The 15856-nt window shown below is 66.3% G+C and carries 15 protein-coding genes; 5 read left to right on the plus strand and 10 right to left on the minus strand.

Annotated features, from left to right (window positions below):
- Positions 1-29: 29 nt before the first annotated feature.
- The 4 genes from pntB to TX88_RS02645 all read right to left on the minus strand — a co-directional run bounded on the left by pntB (position 30) and on the right by TX88_RS02645 (position 4928).
- The gene (gene pntB, locus TX88_RS02630; RefSeq protein ID WP_044519025.1) at positions 30-1469 is read right to left on the minus strand and encodes a Re/Si-specific NAD(P)(+) transhydrogenase subunit beta; all 1440 of its coding nucleotides are present in this window, start codon (positions 1467-1469) and stop codon (positions 30-32) included.
- A 36-nt stretch (positions 1470-1505) separates the two neighbouring features.
- Positions 1506-3032 carry a Re/Si-specific NAD(P)(+) transhydrogenase subunit alpha gene (locus TX88_RS02635; protein ID WP_044514460.1) on the minus strand — a complete coding sequence of 509 codons (1527 nt, stop codon included), beginning with the start codon at positions 3030-3032 and terminating at the stop codon, positions 1506-1508.
- Positions 3033-3252: 220 nt separating this feature from the next.
- Positions 3253-4269 (minus strand): magnesium transporter CorA family protein, encoded by a 1017-nt coding sequence (locus TX88_RS02640; protein ID WP_044514462.1) that lies wholly within the window; start codon positions 4267-4269, stop codon positions 3253-3255.
- Positions 4266-4928: a TetR/AcrR family transcriptional regulator gene (locus TX88_RS02645; RefSeq protein ID WP_044514464.1), complete on the minus strand. Its 663-nt coding sequence runs from the start codon at positions 4926-4928 to the stop codon at positions 4266-4268. Before TX88_RS02645 ends, TX88_RS02640 begins: the two co-directional genes overlap by 4 nt.
- Positions 4929-5051: 123 nt before the next feature.
- Here TX88_RS02645 and TX88_RS02650 point away from each other — a divergent pair, with 123 nt between their 5' ends.
- Both TX88_RS02650 and TX88_RS02655 read left to right on the plus strand, forming a co-directional pair.
- Complete coding sequence (locus tag TX88_RS02650) at positions 5052-6365, plus strand: cytochrome P450 (protein ID WP_044514466.1); 1314 nt, start codon at positions 5052-5054, stop codon at positions 6363-6365.
- A 55-nt stretch (positions 6366-6420) separates the two neighbouring features.
- Positions 6421-7035 (plus strand): DUF3159 domain-containing protein, encoded by a 615-nt coding sequence (locus tag TX88_RS02655; RefSeq protein ID WP_044514467.1) that lies wholly within the window; start codon positions 6421-6423, stop codon positions 7033-7035.
- Between the two features lie 13 nt (positions 7036-7048).
- On the opposite strand, the gene TX88_RS02660 is transcribed toward TX88_RS02655, so the two are convergent.
- Genes TX88_RS02660 through TX88_RS02670 form a run of 3 tightly spaced genes read right to left on the minus strand, consistent with a single transcriptional unit; the run spans position 7049 to position 10366 of the window.
- Positions 7049-8818, minus strand: coding sequence for an oleate hydratase (locus TX88_RS02660; RefSeq protein ID WP_044519026.1), 1770 nt, complete (start codon positions 8816-8818; stop codon positions 7049-7051).
- 16 nt (positions 8819-8834) lie between these two features.
- A complete protein-coding gene (locus TX88_RS02665) occupies positions 8835-9692 on the minus strand; it encodes a 3-hydroxyacyl-CoA dehydrogenase (protein ID WP_044514469.1) in 858 nt (285 codons plus the stop codon).
- Positions 9689-10366 carry a TetR/AcrR family transcriptional regulator gene (locus TX88_RS02670; RefSeq protein ID WP_044519027.1) on the minus strand — a complete coding sequence of 226 codons (678 nt, stop codon included), beginning with the start codon at positions 10364-10366 and terminating at the stop codon, positions 9689-9691. Before TX88_RS02670 ends, TX88_RS02665 begins: the two co-directional genes overlap by 4 nt.
- A gap of 218 nt (positions 10367-10584) precedes the next feature.
- Between TX88_RS02670 and TX88_RS02675 the strand changes: the two genes are divergently transcribed.
- The 3 genes from TX88_RS02675 to TX88_RS02685 are packed head-to-tail and all read left to right on the plus strand — an operon-like array spanning position 10585 to position 13254.
- The gene (locus TX88_RS02675) at positions 10585-11448 is read left to right on the plus strand and encodes an ABC transporter permease (protein ID WP_044514470.1); all 864 of its coding nucleotides are present in this window, start codon (positions 10585-10587) and stop codon (positions 11446-11448) included.
- A complete protein-coding gene (locus tag TX88_RS02680; protein ID WP_044514472.1) occupies positions 11445-12482 on the plus strand; it encodes a taurine ABC transporter substrate-binding protein in 1038 nt (345 codons plus the stop codon). Before TX88_RS02675 ends, TX88_RS02680 begins: the two co-directional genes overlap by 4 nt.
- Positions 12466-13254, plus strand: coding sequence for an ABC transporter ATP-binding protein (locus tag TX88_RS02685; protein WP_044514474.1), 789 nt, complete (start codon positions 12466-12468; stop codon positions 13252-13254). The genes TX88_RS02680 and TX88_RS02685 overlap by 17 nt, the downstream gene beginning before the upstream one ends.
- 69 nt (positions 13255-13323) lie before the next feature.
- On the opposite strand, the gene TX88_RS02690 is transcribed toward TX88_RS02685, so the two are convergent.
- Genes TX88_RS02690 through TX88_RS02700 form a run of 3 tightly spaced genes read right to left on the minus strand, consistent with a single transcriptional unit; the run spans position 13324 to position 15847 of the window.
- Positions 13324-14310, minus strand: coding sequence for a zinc-binding alcohol dehydrogenase family protein (locus tag TX88_RS02690; RefSeq protein ID WP_244438326.1), 987 nt, complete (start codon positions 14308-14310; stop codon positions 13324-13326).
- On the minus strand, positions 14307-14984 hold the full coding sequence (locus TX88_RS02695) for a haloacid dehalogenase type II (RefSeq protein WP_044514475.1): 678 nt from the start codon (positions 14982-14984) through the stop codon (positions 14307-14309). The genes TX88_RS02690 and TX88_RS02695 overlap by 4 nt, the downstream gene beginning before the upstream one ends.
- Positions 14984-15847 carry an alpha/beta fold hydrolase gene (locus TX88_RS02700; protein WP_044514476.1) on the minus strand — a complete coding sequence of 288 codons (864 nt, stop codon included), beginning with the start codon at positions 15845-15847 and terminating at the stop codon, positions 14984-14986. The genes TX88_RS02695 and TX88_RS02700 overlap by 1 nt, the downstream gene beginning before the upstream one ends.
- Positions 15848-15856 lie beyond the last annotated feature (9 nt).

The raw sequence follows: 15856 nt of genomic DNA on the forward strand, positions 1-15856 counted from the left end.
TCTGCTCGCCGGAGATCCGGCGGAGGAAACTAGACGTGCGCCGCAGCAGGCAGCGCCGCGAGGATGTCGTTGACGCGGTCGCGGGCGTCACCGAACAGCATCTGGGTGTTCTCCCGGAAGAACAGCGGGTTCTGCACGCCGGCGTAGCCGGAGGCCATGGACCGCTTGAACACGATGACGTGGTCGGCGTTCCACACCGTGAGCACCGGCATGCCGGCGATCGGGCTGCTCGGATCCTCGGACGCGGCCGGGTTCACCGTGTCGTTGGCGCCGATGACGAGGACGACGGAGGTGCCGTCGAAGTCGTCGTTGATCTCGTCCATCTCGAGCACGATGTCGTAGGGCACCTTGGCCTCGGCCAGCAGCACGTTCATGTGGCCGGGCAGGCGGCCGGCGACGGGGTGGATGCCGAAGCGGACGTTGACGCCGCGCTCACGCAGCTTGCGGGTCAGGTCGGCGACACCGTACTGGGCCTGGGCCACCGCCATGCCGTAGCCGGGCGTGATGATCACGGAGTCGGCCTGGCTGAGCAGTTCGGCCGCACCCTCGGCGTTGATCTCGCGGTGCTCGCCGTAGTCCTTGTCCTCGGCGGGCCCGGCCTCGATGCCGAAACCACCGGCGATCACGGAAATGAACGACCGGTTCATCGCCTTGCACATGATGTAGGACAGGTAGGCACCGGAGGAGCCGACGAGGGCGCCAGTGATGATCAGCAGGTCGTTGCCGAGCAGGAAGCCCGACGCGGCCGCGGCCCAGCCCGAGTAGCTGTTGAGCATCGACACCACGACGGGCATGTCGCCGCCGCCGATCGAGGCCACCAGGTGCCAGCCGAGCAGCAGCGCGAGCACGGTCACCACGATGAGCAGCCACAGGTGCGGCTCGATGACGAACCAGACGGTCAGCGCGGCGAACACGATGAGCGCACCGATGTTGAGGAAGTTCTTGCCGGGCAGCATCAGCGGCGCGGACTTGATGCGGGCCGACAGCTTGAGGTTGGCCACGATCGAGCCGGTGAAGGTGACGGCACCGATGAAGACACCGATGAACACCTCGGCCGAGTGGATGCCGAGCATCTTCTCGCCGACCAGCTTCACGGCTTCCTCGCCGCCGAGGTTGTTCTCGACGTGCAGGTAGCCGTTCCAGCCGACCAGAACCGCGGCCAGACCGACGAAGCTGTGCAGCAGCGCGATCAGTTCGGGCATGCCGGTCATCTCGACGACCTTGGCGCGCCACAGGCCGATCGCAGCGCCGACGATCATGGCGCCGATCAGCAGGGCCAGGCCCAGCGGCTCGATCTTGCGCTCGACGGCCAGGGCGATGGTCGCGATCAGGGCGACCGCCATGCCGGTCATGCCGAAGGTGTTTCCGGCACGGGAGGTTTCGTGCTTGGACAGTCCGGCCAGGGCCAGGATGAACAGCAGGGCCGCGACGACGTAGGCGGCCGTGGCAACGTTTTCTAGGGTGAACATGGAATCCATTCCAAAGTCTCTGTGGGCACGCAGGTTCTAGCTGCGGGAGAACATCGCGAGCATGCGACGCGTCACCGCGAAGCCGCCGAATACGTTGATGCTGGCCAGCAGGATGGCCACGAAGGCCAGCGACGTGATGGCGATGTCGCCGTGGCCGATCTGCAGCAGGGCGCCCACCACGATGATTCCGGAGATCGCGTTGGTCACCGACATCAGCGGGGTGTGCAGCGCGTGGTGCACATTGCCGATCACGTAGTAGCCGATGACGATCGCCAGTGCGAACACGGTCAGGTGGACCTGCAGCGCTGCCGGGGACATCGCGATCAGGGCGAAGATCGCGGCCGCGGCGGCGAACGTGACGCCGAGGCGGCGTCCGGTCGACATCGGCTGCTTCTCTTCCTTGACCACCGGGGCCGCCGCGGCGGGCTGCGCGGCCGGGGCGGCGGAGACCTGCACCGGCGGCGGGGGCCAGGTGGTCTCGCCGTCGCGCACCACGGTCACCGAGCGCTGCACCACGTCGTCCCAGTCGAGGACGACCTTGCCGTCCTTCTCCGGGGTCAGCAGCTTGAGCAGGTTGACCAGGTTGGTGCCGTACAGCTGGGAGGCCTGGGCGGGCAGCCGGCCGGCCAGGTCGGTGTAGCCGATGATCGTGACACCGTTGTCGGTGACGATGGCCTGGTCCTTGACCGTGCCCTCGACGTTGCCGCCGTTGGCCGCGGCCATGTCGACGATGACGCTGCCGGCCTTCATCGAGGCCACCATCTCGGCGGTGATGATGCGCGGTGCGGGCCTGCCGGGAATCAGCGCGGTCGTGACGATGATGTCGACGTCCTTGCACTGCTCGGCGTAGAGCTGCGCCTCGCGGGCCTTGTAGTCGTCGTCCATCTCTTTGGCGTAGCCGGTGGCCGATACCTCGGCGGCCTCGTTGGCCACCGACAGGTACTCGCCGCCGAGGGAGGCGACCTGATCGGCGACCTCGGGCCGCGGGTCGGTGGCCCGCACGATCGCGCCGAGGCTGCCTGCGGCACCGATGGCGGCCAGGCCGGCGACTCCGGCACCGACCACGAGCACCTTGGCCGGGGGCACCTTGCCTGCCGCGGTCACCTGGCCGGTGAAGAACCGGCCGAAGCTGTGGGCGGCCTCGACCACGGCGCGGTAGCCGGCGATGTTGGCCATCGACGACAGCACGTCCAACGACTGGGCCCGGGAGATACGCGGGACCGCGTCCATCGCCAGCACCGTGATCGGGCGGGTGGACAGCTTCTCGACCAGCTCGGGCTTGAGCCCGGGGGAGATCAGGCTGACCAGGGTCGCGCCGTCGCGCAGCTTGCCGATCTCGGCATCGTCGGGTGCGTTGACCTTCAGCACGACGTCGGCGTCCCACGCCTGGCCGATCTCGGCACCGGCGTCGACGTAGGCAGCATCGGAGAAACTCGAAGCAGCGCCGGCGCCGGTTTCTACGACTACCTCATAGCCGAGCTTGATAATCTGTCCGACAGTCTGCGGCGTGGCGGCGACGCGCGTTTCACCAGTCAGGGACTCGCGCGGTATCCCGATGATCATCGATTTTCGGTCCGATCTAGTTGGTTGGGCATGGAAGAGTGTCGCATTGCATGTGGAATCGGTGAGGACCCCCCATGTGGATAAGCGGTGTGCTCAGGGTGCGGCTTTGTCCCTGACCTGGGAAGATGCGTTGCGGTCAGCCGGAAAGATCACACCAATGGGGGATATCTCCAGGGTCTGGCGATGGCCTTCTTGAGCCGCAGCATGTCCGGTTCGGCCGTCACAGCCAGTCCCGGCGTTTGAACATCACGTACAACAGGACGACCAGCACAACGATCAAAATGCTGCTGGCGATGAACCCCACTGCAGTATTGATCCCGGGGTACAGCACGTTCTGGCCGTAGAAACCCGTGATGGCGGTCGGCACCGCGATGATGGCGGCCCAGCCGCTGAGTTTCTTCATCACCGTGTTGAGCCGGGCGTCCTGCAGGGACAGGTTCGTCTCGAACACCGTGGTGACCATGTCGCGCAGGGATTCGGTCCACTCCGAGGCCCGCAGCACGTGGTCGTAGAGGTCGGCGTAGAGCGGGTCGAGGTCGGGAGAGGTGGACGAGTCCATCCTGCGGTGCTGGATGGTGCTGACCACCTCGCGCATCGGCAGCACCACCCGGCGCAGCTCGACCAGGTCCTTGCGCAGCTGGAAGGTGCGCCGCTGCAGGCCGCGTCGTGGACCGCCGTCGGCGAACAACTCGTCCTCGAGTCCTTCGATGGCGTCGTCGAGCGCCTCGACAGCCTCGAAGTGTCCGTCGACCACGACGTCGAGCAGCGCGTGGACCAGCGACCCGACGCCGTACCGCTGGCCGCCGAGGTCGTCGAAGCGGCGCGACACCTTGCTGATGTCGAACTCGGTGGCCTCACCGTTGTAGCTGGGCAGCCGGACGGTGATCAGGCCTCGGGGCAGGACGAACGCCGAGATGCGATGTTTGATCAACAGTGACGTGTCGGGTGTCGCGTCGGCTTCCGGCTCCCGGGTGTCCACGGCGTACACGGTGAAGAACGTATGGGTGTGGTACACCGAGGTTTTCGTGCGTTCCTTGGGTGCGACGGCGTCCTCGACGGCCCACATGTTGAGCCCGAGCTCGGTGGCCAGTTCACGAAGTGCCTCGTGGTCGGGGTCGTAGATGTCGGCCCATACCAGGGTGTCCTCGTCGGTCAGGCAGTCCGAGATATCCGTGAACTTGAAGCCGCCGTCGACCGGCTGTCCTTTGCGCCAGACCCGTCCCTGCACCTGCCTCACGAGGCGGCCACCATCGGCAGCAGGTAGGTGCGCACGTAGTCGCGGGTGTCTTCCAGGCTGGTCAGTTTGATGCCGGTGTGAGGAGTGACGATGAACGACAACGTAAGTCGGGTGTGCAGCTCGGCGACGGTGCGGATGTGGCGTTCCTGTGCCGCGGTGGTTTCGGTTGTCCCATAGAGATCGGTGCGCAGCTGTGCGGCCGAGTACTCCGTGGCGAAATCGATGATGGCCCCGGCATCGACGGTGAGGCTGGGCAGGATCGTCTCGGGTTCGGTGCGCAGCAGCTTCTTGAGCAGGGCGTGGTCCCGCAGGAAGGTCACCGTGAAGACGGTGCCATAGACGAGTCGGTCTTCCAGGGTTTCGGCGTGGGCCCGGGCCAGCGCGCTGCCCTCGAGGTAGCGGCGCGCCTCGGACAGCACGAGGGCATCGATCAGGGCGTCCTTGGTCGGGAACCGCCGGTAGAGCGTGGCGCGGCCGACACCGCTGCGGCGGGCCACATCCTCCATCGTCGTGCGCCGGATTCCGACCAGTTCCGCCTGCTGGAGCGTCGCGGACAGGATCCGGGTGCTGATCGGATCGGGCTCGCGCACGCGGGCCAGCACCGCGGGATCCGGTTCGGCGAGGCGCCGCACGAAGTCCGCTGTTCGCGTGGAAGTCACGAAATCCCTCCTTGCCCGTCCGTCCCGATCGCCGTAGCCTAACCATCGAGACGAGAGAGACAATGAACGTATCTATGTCTCACCATCTCACCATAGTTGTCCGGGCCGACGAGGGAGGGCGTTATGAGCATCGGATTGTGGACACGCTGGATGGCGCTGCATGCCGTACCGAAGGCGTTCATGTCGTTTCAAGGCCGGACGGGTAATCCGATGGGTGCGCTCATCTCCAGCCACGGCAAGGGCATCGACCCGTATCCGCTGATGGAGCAGATCCGCCGACGCGGCCCACTGGTGAAGACTCCGTTCGTCTGGGTCACCGTCGACCACGGGGTCGCTCGGGAAATACTGCGGGACAAGCGGTTCGGAGTCACCCCGCCGACTGGGATGGGGATGCCGAAACCAGTTCAGAAGCTGCTGGACCATACCGATCCGAAAGTGGCCAATCCGGTGGAGCCGCCCGCGATGGTCATCGTCGACCCGCCGACGCACACGCAATACCGGCAGCTGGTGGCGCAGAGCTTCACCCCGCGCGCGATCGACAAGCTCGACGCCAGGGTGGCCGAGGTGACCGCGGAACTCATCGAGCGGCTCGCCGGTGCGTCCCACCCCGACCTGATCGCGGACTTCGCTGCCGTCCTTCCGGTCGCCATGATCGCCGAGATCCTCGGCCTGTCCGGCGAATCCCATGCGCAACTGCTCGAGTGGGGTCACGATGGGGCGCCGCTGCTCGATGTCGGGATCCCGTGGCGGACGTACCGGCGTGGCATCGATGGGATGCGTGGTCTGGACGGATTCCTCACCGACCTCTTCGACAAGGTCCGCGCCGGAGCCGCGGAGGACAACCCGTTCACCAAGATGGCCGCCGACCACACGCTGACCGACCACGAACTCGCCGCCAACGCAGCGCTTCTCATCGGCGCCGGCTTCGAAACCACCGTCAACCTCATCGGCAACGGGATCGTGCTGCTGCAGCAGCACCCCGATCAACTCGCCCTGCTGCGCGACAACCCGGACCTGTGGCCCGCCGCGGTCGAAGAGATCCTGCGCATCGAAAGCCCGGTGCAGATGACCGCGCGCACCGCGCAGTGCGACGTCGAGATGGCCGGGCAGCGGCTGCCGGCCGGAACCATGGTCGCGGTTCTGCTGGGTGGCGCCAACCGGGATCCGCGGGTGTTCACCGAGCCGACGCGCTTCGACATCACCCGCCCCAATGCCCGGGACCACTTGGCCTTCGCGTCGGGCATCCACGTCTGCCTGGGCGCGGCACTGGCCCGCATCGAAGGCGCCACCGCCCTGCGGGCGCTGTTCGAGGCCTACCCCGACCTGCGGCTGACCGAGACTCCCCGCCCGAGAGGGTTGGTCAATCTGCACGGATATGTGAAGCTGCCGGCCCTCCTGGGGACCAGGCGCACGGAGCCGGCCGGGCTGGTCTGCTGATCTGGGTACTCTCGGTGGGGACCTGCCAGATCTTGAACGCGAGGCCCACACTCCCATGACGGATTCCCCACTCGACGGACTGATGGCGCGCGTCGGCGGTGTCAGCGGCATGGTCTATTCGGCGCTGCCGGTGACCGTGTACGCGACCGTCTCGGCGCTCTCGGGGCGGGTGCCCGCGATCATCTCCGCGCTGGCGATGGCGGCCGTCGTGCTCGGATGGCAACTGCTGCGCCGCGAATCGGTCCGGCCCGCGGTGTGGGGATTCGTCGGGGTGGCGGGCTGCGGGCTGCTGGCCCTGGTGACCGGCCAGGCCAAGGACTTCTACCTCCCGGGGATCTGGATGTCCCTGGCCTCGGCCATCGTGATGACCGCCTCGATCTTCGTCAGGCGCCCGCTCGTCGGCGTCATCTGGGCCTGGGCCACCGGTCGCGACAGCACCTGGCGCCAGGTCCCCGGGGTGCGGCGGGTCTTCAACATCGTCACCGCCGTCCTGGCGGCCGTGTCCTGGTCGCGGTTCCTGGTGCAGAACTACCTCTACGACACGGGGCAGGACAGCCTGCTCGCGGTGGCGCGGCTGGCGATGGGCTGGCCGCTGTTCGTCGTCACCACCACGCTGGTCCTGCTCAGCGCCCGGTACGCGATCCGGGCGCTGGCACGCTCGGCGACCTGACCGAAGCCCATCGTCAGCCGTTGCCGGGAATCAATCCGTACTCGGCCAGCAGTTCACCGATCTCGTTGTCGGTGACCTTGCCGATCACGCGCTTGCGGATGATCTCCGGGATGGGCAGTTCGACCTCCTTGCCGTCGCGCAGATGCACCGTTCCGGCGATCAGTTTGCGGACGTCGTAAGTGGAGTTGAACACCTCGGGCACCCCGCGGTCGATCCCCAGCAGCTGATAAGCCGCTTCCATCCCGGTACGCACCGAGTACTCGGTGGTGAAGATGCAGTCGCGGGTGGTCTCGGCGAACTGACCGATGAACGCGAAGTTCACCGCGCCCTCCGGGACGACGGCGGGACGGTCGCCCGCTTGCCGCGGCATGAAGAACGCCGTCACGTAGGGCATCATCACCGGCACGGTCTTGGCGGCATTGGCGGCCAGTTCGGGGATGTCGGCTTCCGGCACACCCAGGTGGTACAGCCACTCCTGGGTGATCTCCTCGCCGGTGCACTCGCTGAGCGACTTCTTCACGTAGTCGCCCGGGGTGTCGACGAACAGCCCGTACACCCACACCACGATCTGGTCGGAGGGCTGCTGCTTGAAATGCGGCTGGCGGTTGACGGTCCAGCTCATCAGCCACTTCGAATCTCGAGCCGTCACGATGCCACCGGTAACCACCTTGCCGGAGAACGGATCCCGCTTGCAGATCTTCTGGATGTACTCGGGGATGCGGTGATCCAGGGTGGTCACGGTCGCCGATTCCCACTTCGTCTCGGGGATGTGGGCGCCGAAGACGTCGGGGCGCCCGAACGACGGATCCTTCGCCGCGATGCGGCGCCACAGATCCCAGGCCGGCGCGGGGCCGGTGTTGAGCTTGGCGGCAGTGTGGTGGTTGCCGTCGTCCGAGTTCTCGGTCAGTGAGCCGATGGTGGTGAGCACCAGGTCGTTGGGGCCGAGGTCGACGCCACCCGGCTCACCGTCCTGGATCCAGTGAATCCTGGTGGCCTGCTTGCGGTCCGCCGTGATGTCGAAGTCGATGTCGGTGACCTCGGTGTCGAAGTGGAAGGTCACCCCCTGCGCCAGGAGCCATTTGTACATCGGCAGCACGAGCGACTCGTACTGGTTGTACTTCGTGAATTTCAGCGCCGACAGATCCGGCAAGCCCTTGATGTGGTGGATGAAGCGGTGGATGTACAGCTTCATCTCCAGCGCGCTGTGCCACTCTTCGAACGCGAACATGGTGCGCCAGTACAGCCAGAAGTTGCTGTCCAGGAAGTCTTTCCCGAAGACCTCGTCGATGCGCTTGTTCTCCAGCTCTTCGCGGGTCGCGAGGAAAACCTTGACGATGTCCTTCTGCGCCTTGGCGTTGAGCCCGAACTTGTTGTCGGTGTGGGCGTCCTGGCCGCGGTTCTCGGTGGCCCGGCACAGGCTGTAGTTGGGGTCGTCCTTGTTGAGCCAGTAGAACTCGTCGAGCACGCTGGCACCCTCGATCTCGAGCGAGGGAATGGTCCGGAACAGGTCCCACAGACATTCCATGTGGTCTTCCATCTCACGCCCGCCGCGGATCACGAAGCCCTTCTCGGGTTCCTTGATGCCGTCGAGGGCGCCGCCGGGCAGCTTCAATCGCTCCAGGATGGTGATCTTGTCGCCCGGGAGTTGACCGTCGCGGATCATGAACACCGCCGACGACATCGACGCCAGGCCGGCGCCCACGAACCAGGCGGTCTTGTCTTCTACGCCCTCGGGTTTGCGGGGACGTGCAAATGCTTCGTAATTACCACTGCTGTAATACATCTCGCCCACTTTCTCCTCAGTTGTACTTGTAGAAGCCCTCGCCGGTGGCGAGGCCCAACTTGCCCTTGTCGATGTAGTTCTCTTTGAGCCACGCGGCGAGCTTCTGAGCTTCGGCGTCGCCGTTGGCCATGATGTTGTACGGCGTGGTCAGGCCGATGATGTCGTAGATCTGGAACGGGCCGACGGGTGCGCCGGTGGCGATCCGCCAGGTGTCGTCGACGGCGCTGGGGTCGGCGTAGCCGCCGGCGGCGAGTTCGGCGGCCGCGTTGAGGAACGGCACCAGAAGGGAGTTGAGGACGTAGCCGGCCTTCTCCTTGTGCAGTTCGATGGGCACCATGCCGATGGCCTTGGCGAACTCGACCACCTCGGCGAACACAGCCGGGTCGGTGTCGGTGGTCCCCATGATCTCGGCGGTGTTGAACTGCCACACGCGGTTTGCGAAGTGCAGCGCCAGGAACTTGGCGGGCCGGCCGGTGGAATCCTTGAGGTCACTGGGCAGCAGTGTCGAGGAATTGGTGGCGAAGATCGTCTTGGCCGGCGCGAGTTCGCCGAGCTTCTGGTAGGTCTCCCGTTTGAGATCGAGGATCTCGGGGATCGCCTCGATGACCAGGTCGGCGTCGGCCACGGCCGCGGCGAGATCGGAGGTCAGCGTGAGGCGGTTCAGTGCTTCCTGGGCCTTGCCGTCGCGGGCATCGGGTACCTCGTTGGCGTAGGTTTCGGCCAGCTTCGCGAAGCGGTCCTTGGCCGCCTCCAGAACCTTGTCGTTGATGTCGTAGGCCGTGACGGTGAAGCCCTTGAACGCTGATTGGAACGCGATCTGGGAACCGAGAACGCCGGTTCCGAGCACGGTCACCGTCTTGATGGAGTCGGTCACGATGTCTCTCCTTCTCGTGGTGTTGTGGATGCCAGGAACCCCAGCACGATCTGGTTGATCTGCTGGAGCAGTTCGTGAGCACCGTCGGCGCCCCACTTCACGCCGGTCGACGGCTGGACCACCAACAGATGCAGGGCCGCGAAGACGCTTCTGGCAGCGCGGTCGGCATTGGCCTGCAACTCGGTGTCGGTGGCTGGATCCGCTGCACGGCAGTGCGTCAGGCGGGCGGAGATCGCGTCTTCGAGCCTCTTGACGTGTGCGAGGCCTTCGGCGCGGAAACGCTCGGTGGGGGCGCCGAACAGCAATTCGCGTTGGTAGGCCGTCGCGTTGTCCGGCCGACGAGCGGCCTCGGTGATGACGGGCGCCACCATCGCGAACACGGCTGCGCTCGGATCGTCGATGTCGGCCGCGTCGCGCATACCGGTCTCGATCGCCTGCAGGAACTGGTCGTTGTAGACCATCAGCAGGAGTTCGGCTTTCGATGACGCGTACCTGAACAAGGTGCCTGCGGCGACGTCGGCGGTGTCGGCGATCTGGGCCACGGTGACGGCCTCGAACCCGTGCGCCTCGAAGAGTGAGCGCGCCGCGGCGAAGATCCGCTGTTGCTTGTCGTGCATGTTGCGCGTCCGCCGGCCTGTCGACCGCCCGTTCCGCTGTTGGGTCGCCTCGGGCATCGTGTTCACCTCGCTAATGAGTGCGTTCATTAATGAGCGTACTCACTAACGCTCGAAAGCGTCAACCTTGGGTGGCAAATAAACTCACCTCGATTTCAGACCTTCACCGCGGACGCGCCCGCCGGTAGCAATACCCGGGTGAACGGAACGCTGCCTGGTTGCTGTTGTCGCTGAAGCCAATCGCCACCCCTGCCTTCAGCAACAGAAAGCTGCCCACAGTGTCTGTGTTCGTCGATATCGTCCCCAGCGAGGCCGAAGCCGGCCCGCCACGTCCCGTTGCGCCGTCGAACCGCTGGCGCACCCTGCTGACCAGGTCCGCCCTGCCGCTGTTGTCGGTGGTGGTGTTCTTCGCGGTGTGGCAGGTCGTCGCCTGGGCAGGGATCTGGAACCAAACGTTCGTGCCCTACCCGTCGACGGTCTGGCGCGCGTTCATCGACGTCTCCACCACGCATGACGGGGCCCGCGGCTACGCGGGGTACCTGCTCTACGAGCACCTCTACATGACGCTGCGCCGCGTCCTGGCCGGTGTCGTCATCGGTGTGGTCGTCGGCGTCGCACTCGGTCTGCTGATGGGCTCGGTCGGATGGCTGCGCAGCGTGCTCGAACCGTGGCTGACCTTCCTGCGTGCCCTGCCGCCGCTGGCGTACTTCTTCCTGCTGGTGATCTGGCTGGGCATCGACGAGGCGCCCAAGATCACGCTGCTCGCGCTGGCCGCACTGCCGCCGGCCGCCGTGGCCACCACCGCTGCCGTCGTCGCCGCACCCGTCGGACTGCAGGAGGCGGCCCGGGCCCTGGGGGCCAGCCGGGCGCAGGTCATCCGTGACGTCGTGGTGCCCTCGGCGCTGCCGGAGACCTTCACCGGAATCCGGCTGGCTGTGGGCATGGCGTACTCGTCGGTGGTGGCCGCCGAACTGTTCAACGGCATCCCCGGCATCGGCGGATTGGTCAAGGACGCAAGCAATTACAACAACACACCGGTCGTGCTGGTCGGGATCTTCGCCATCGGGATCTCGGGCCTGATCATCGACGGAGGTTTGCGGGCCGTCGAACGACGGGCTGTCCCATGGAGAGGGAAGATATGAGAATCAAGGCGCTGTTCGCCGCGTCGGTGGCAGTGGCCGCCGCGACGTTCGGGCTATCGGCCTGCGCGGTCGACCACTCCGGGCAAAGCTCCGAGAAGCCCACCATTCGCCTTGGCTACCAGTCCTTTCCGAGTGGGGACCTGATCGTCAAGAACAACAAGTGGCTCGAAGAGGCGCTGCCCGACTACAACATCAAGTGGACCAAGTTCGACTCCGGGGCCGACGTGAACACCGCGTTCATCGCCAAGGAACTGGACTTCGGTGCGCTGGGTTCCAGCCCGGTGGCCCGCGGTTTGTCGGCGCCGCTGAACATTCCGTACAAGGTGGCGTTCGTGCTCGACGTTGCTGGTGACAACGAGGCCCTGGTGGCCCGTGACGGCGCCGGCGTCAACTCGATCGCCGACCTGCGGGGTAAGCGGATCGCCACCCCGTTCGCGTCCACCGCGCACTACAGCCTGCTGGCCGCGCTGGCGCAGAATGGGCTGTCTCCCAGTGATGTTCAGCTGATCGACCTGCAGCCTCAGGCCATTCTCGCCGCCTGGGAGCGTGGGGACATCGCCGCGGCCTACAGCTGGCTGCCCACGCTGGACCAGCTCCGGAAGACCGGTAAGGATCTGATCACCAGCCGGCAATTGGCCAAGGACGGCAAGCCCACGCTGGATCTTGCCGCGGTGTCCGACGACTTCTCCACCGCGCATCCAGAGGTGGTCGACATCTGGCGCAAGCAGCAGGCCCGCGCGCTGAACGTCATCAAGGATGACCCGCAGGCCGCGGCCAAGGCGATCGCGGCCGAGGTCGGGCTCAGCCCGGAAGATGTTGCCGGGCAGCTGAAGCAGGGTGTCTACCTGACGCCTGCCGAGGTGGCCTCCCCTGAGTGGCTGGGCAGTGACGGCGCACCGGGCAACATCGCCGCGAACCTGCAGAGCGCGTCGCAGTTCCTGGCCGATCAGAAGCAGATCCCCGAGACCGCGCCGCTGCAGACCTTCAAGGACGCGATCTATACGAAGGGGTTGCCGGATGTCATCGTCAAGTAGTGACGCCTCCGGCGCGCTGAAGATCCGCAACGTCGCCCATCGCTATGGGCGCGGGTCCGAGGAGGTCACCGCGCTCGGCCCGGTGGATCTCGACGTCGAGCCTGGCTCCTTCCTGGTCCTGGTGGGGGCATCGGGGTGCGGCAAGAGCACACTGCTGCGCCTGATCGCCGGCTTCGAGACCCCGTCCGAGGGCGAGGTCGAGGTGTCCGGTTCCCGCCCGACACCCGGGGTCACCTCGGGTGTGGTGTTCCAGCAGCCGCGGCTGTTTCCGTGGCGCACCGTCGGCGGCAACGTGGACCTGGCCCTCAAGTACGCCAACGTGCCTCGTGAGCGACGGGCCGAGCGGCGCGAGGAACTGCTGGAGCGCGTGGGCCTGGAAGGCACCGCCAAACGCAGGATCTGGGAGATCAGTGGCGGGCAGCAGCAGCGCGTCGCGATCGCGCGGGCGCTGGCCGCCGAGACGCCGCTGTTCCTGTTGGACGAGCCGTTCGCGGCGCTGGATGCGCTCACCCGTGAACGGTTGCAGGAGGATGTCCGCCAGGTGAGTGCGGAGTCCGGTCGCACAACGGTTTTCGTGACGCACAGCGCCGACGAGGCCGCGTTCCTGGGCTCACGGATCGTCGTGCTGACGCGGCGGCCCGGGAAGATCGCCCTGGACCTGCCGGTGGAACTGCCGCGTGCCGGGGTCGACGCTCACGAACTGCGCAGTTCGCCGGAGTACCTGAAGTTGCGGACGGATGTGAGTGAGGCCGTGAAGCTCGCCGCGGCGTAATTGCATGCGGCGAAAGTGACGCAATGGTCGTAAATCCGCTCCGATAGCGACCATTACGTCACTTTCGGGTCAGACGACCACCACCATCTTGCCGCCGGCCTCGCCGGCTTCCATGACGCGGTGCGCCTCACGGATCTCGTCGAATGGGAAGACTCGCGACGGCGCGGCCTCGAGTTCCCCGCGCTCGACCTGCTGGGCAATGGCCTGCAGTGGCACGTCGGACAGCGGGAACCCGGGTGAGCCGAAGACGAAGCTGCCGAAGAACGTCAGATTGACACCGCTGGCCATCTGCAGCAGCGGGTTGAAGTCAGGGATCGGATCGAGCCCACCCAACCAGCCTGCCAGGCAAGCGGTTCCGCCGCGGCGCAGCATCTCCAGGGAATCCAGGATCGTGCTGTTGCCGACCAGGTCGAGCACCGCGTCGACGTTTCCGGACTCGGCGAGGTGCGCGCTCAGGTCGGGCACTTCCTTCTCCGCGCGGGCGACGCCGAGACGTTCCAGCAGCGCGAACCGTTCGGGGCTCCGGGTGGTGGCGATGACGTTGGCACCCGCGTTGACGGCGAGCTTGACCGCGGCCTGGCCGAACGACGATGTGGCGCCGCGGATCACGATCGTCTGGCCGGACTGCAGGTTGATGTTGCGGAACAGGCAGGTCCACGCGGTCGCATAGGTCTCGGGAAGAGCGGCCAGTTGGTCCCACGGCAGGTCGGCGTCGATCAGTGCGACGTTCGCGGCCCGCACCCGGGTGTACTCGGCGTAGCTGCCGTTGATGGTCCGGCCCAATCCGCCCATGAGCGCGGCGACTTTGGCGCCGACAGGGAACTCGCCGCCCGGACACGAGTCGACGATGCCGACGCATTCGATACCGCTGACCGGAGCGGCCTCGGCCCATTCCCCGCGCCGCATGTGCATCTCGGCGTGATTGATGCCGAACCCTTTGATCTGGATGACCACTTCGCCTGCCTTGGGCTCGGGCTTGGGGATGTCGGTGTAGACCAGGTGGTCGAGACCACCGAAGCCGTCCAGAACGATCGCGCGCATCTGTGTGGTGGTCATGAGAGTTTCTCCAGTATGTCGTTGAGCTGTAATAGATCTGATGCGATGACATCGGGTTGGGGTACGCCGGGAGCGGCGAGTACCGCGTTGCCCGGTCGCGCGATGAAGGCGCCGCGGAATCCCGCGGACTGCGCCCCGAGCGTGTCCCACATGTGCGCCGCGACCATCATGCAGGCCGCCGGTGCCACGCCCAGGTCGCCGGCGACGCCGGTGTACAGCGCCGGTGAGGGCTTGAAGGCCCGTTGCTCGTCGACGCTGAACTGATGCTCGAAATATTCGGCCAAGCCGGCCTGCTCCAGTGGCGTCGGTCCGTCTCGGTGTGGCGAGTTGGTCAGTGTGACGAGGCGGAAACCGTTGGCGCGCAGACGCTGCAAGCCCTCCGCAGCGTCCGGATGGGCCGGCATCGTCCGCATGGCCTCGGTGAGTCCGCGTAGATCATCGTCGCCGACTTCCACCCCGTGGACCTCGGCGGTCATCCGCAGGACCCCTTGTCCGAGGGTGAAGAAGTCGGTGTAGCCGCCGGCCAGCGTGATGGCCATGGAGTACGTCACCAGCTGGCCGAACCATTCGCGCAGCACGAGTGGATCACCGAAGACCCGACCGAAATACGGCTGCAGCGAGTCGATGTCGATGAGGGTCTCGTTGACGTCGAACACCAGTGCCTCGGGCCTCATCAGATGACCCGGCGCTGCAGGAACCCGTCGATCAGGCTGGCGACCTCGTCGAGATGGGTCTCCAGCAGGAAGTGCCCGCCGTCGAGCAGGTGGATCTCGGCGTCGACCGCGTCCTTGTCGAAGGCCCGGGCACCGTCGGGGCCGAAGATGGGGTCGCCCTTGCCCCAGACGGCAAGGACGGGAACCGCACTGGTGCGCAGGTACTCGTGCAACGCGGGGTACAGCGGGGCGTTGGTCGCGTAGTCCCGGAACAGCTTGAGCTGTACCAGATCATTGCCGGGCCGGGCCACCATCGCCGCGTCGTGCACCCAGGTGTCCGGGTTGACCAGGCTCTCATCGGAGACCCCGGTCAGGTACTGCCATTTGATGCCGTCGACACTCAATGCGGTCCGCACTCCCGCCTCGGTCTCGGGGGTCTGCTCGCGCTGGTAGGCCCACACCCCGGTCCAGAAGCTCTCGACGAAACCCTCGTCATAGCCGTTGCCGTTCTGGCTGACGATCGCGGTGATGGCCTCCGGATGCCGCAGTGCCAGTCGCCAGCCGATCGGGGCGCCGTAGTCCTGGACGTAGATCGCGTAGCGGGACACCCCGAGTTGGTTCAGCAGGCCGTCGGTCAGGTCGGCCAGTGCGTCGAAGGTGTAGTCGAACTCGTCGGTCGCCGGTGCATCGGAGTGTCCGTAGCCCAGGTGATCGGGCGCGATGACGTGGTAGCGCTCGGCCAACCGGGGGATGAGGTCGCGGAACATGTACGAGCTCGTCGGGAAGCCGTGCAGCAGCACGATCGCCGGTGCGTCCGGTGCACCCGCCTCGCGGTAGAACAGCCGCTGCCCGTCGATGGTGGCGTAGCGATGGTGAACCGTCATGACTAACTC

This window comes from Mycolicibacterium septicum DSM 44393 (assembly GCF_000455325.1).
Taxonomy (GTDB): domain Bacteria; phylum Actinomycetota; class Actinomycetes; order Mycobacteriales; family Mycobacteriaceae; genus Mycobacterium; species Mycobacterium septicum.

Excerpts from the sequence above, each read along its gene's own strand:
- TX88_RS02690 (WP_244438326.1), bottom strand. The coding sequence starts at position 14,310 with ATGACCACCACACAGATGCGCGCGATCGTTCTGGACGGCTTCGGTGGT.
- TX88_RS02635 (WP_044514460.1), bottom strand. The coding sequence starts at position 3,032 with ATGATCATCGGGATACCGCGCGAGTCCCTGACTGGTGAAACGCGCGTC.
- TX88_RS02670 (WP_044519027.1), bottom strand. The coding sequence starts at position 10,366 with ATGCCCGAGGCGACCCAACAGCGGAACGGGCGGTCGACAGGCCGGCGG.
- TX88_RS02680 (WP_044514472.1), top strand. The coding sequence starts at position 11,445 with ATGAGAATCAAGGCGCTGTTCGCCGCGTCGGTGGCAGTGGCCGCCGCG.
- TX88_RS02700 (WP_044514476.1), bottom strand. The coding sequence starts at position 15,847 with ATGACGGTTCACCATCGCTACGCCACCATCGACGGGCAGCGGCTGTTC.
- TX88_RS02685 (WP_044514474.1), top strand. The coding sequence starts at position 12,466 with ATGTCATCGTCAAGTAGTGACGCCTCCGGCGCGCTGAAGATCCGCAAC.
- TX88_RS02695 (WP_044514475.1), bottom strand. The coding sequence starts at position 14,984 with ATGAGGCCCGAGGCACTGGTGTTCGACGTCAACGAGACCCTCATCGAC.
- TX88_RS02650 (WP_044514466.1), top strand. The coding sequence starts at position 5,052 with ATGAGCATCGGATTGTGGACACGCTGGATGGCGCTGCATGCCGTACCG.
- TX88_RS02655 (WP_044514467.1), top strand. The coding sequence starts at position 6,421 with ATGACGGATTCCCCACTCGACGGACTGATGGCGCGCGTCGGCGGTGTC.
- TX88_RS02660 (WP_044519026.1), bottom strand. The coding sequence starts at position 8,818 with ATGTATTACAGCAGTGGTAATTACGAAGCATTTGCACGTCCCCGCAAA.
- pntB (WP_044519025.1), bottom strand. The coding sequence starts at position 1,469 with ATGTTCACCCTAGAAAACGTTGCCACGGCCGCCTACGTCGTCGCGGCC.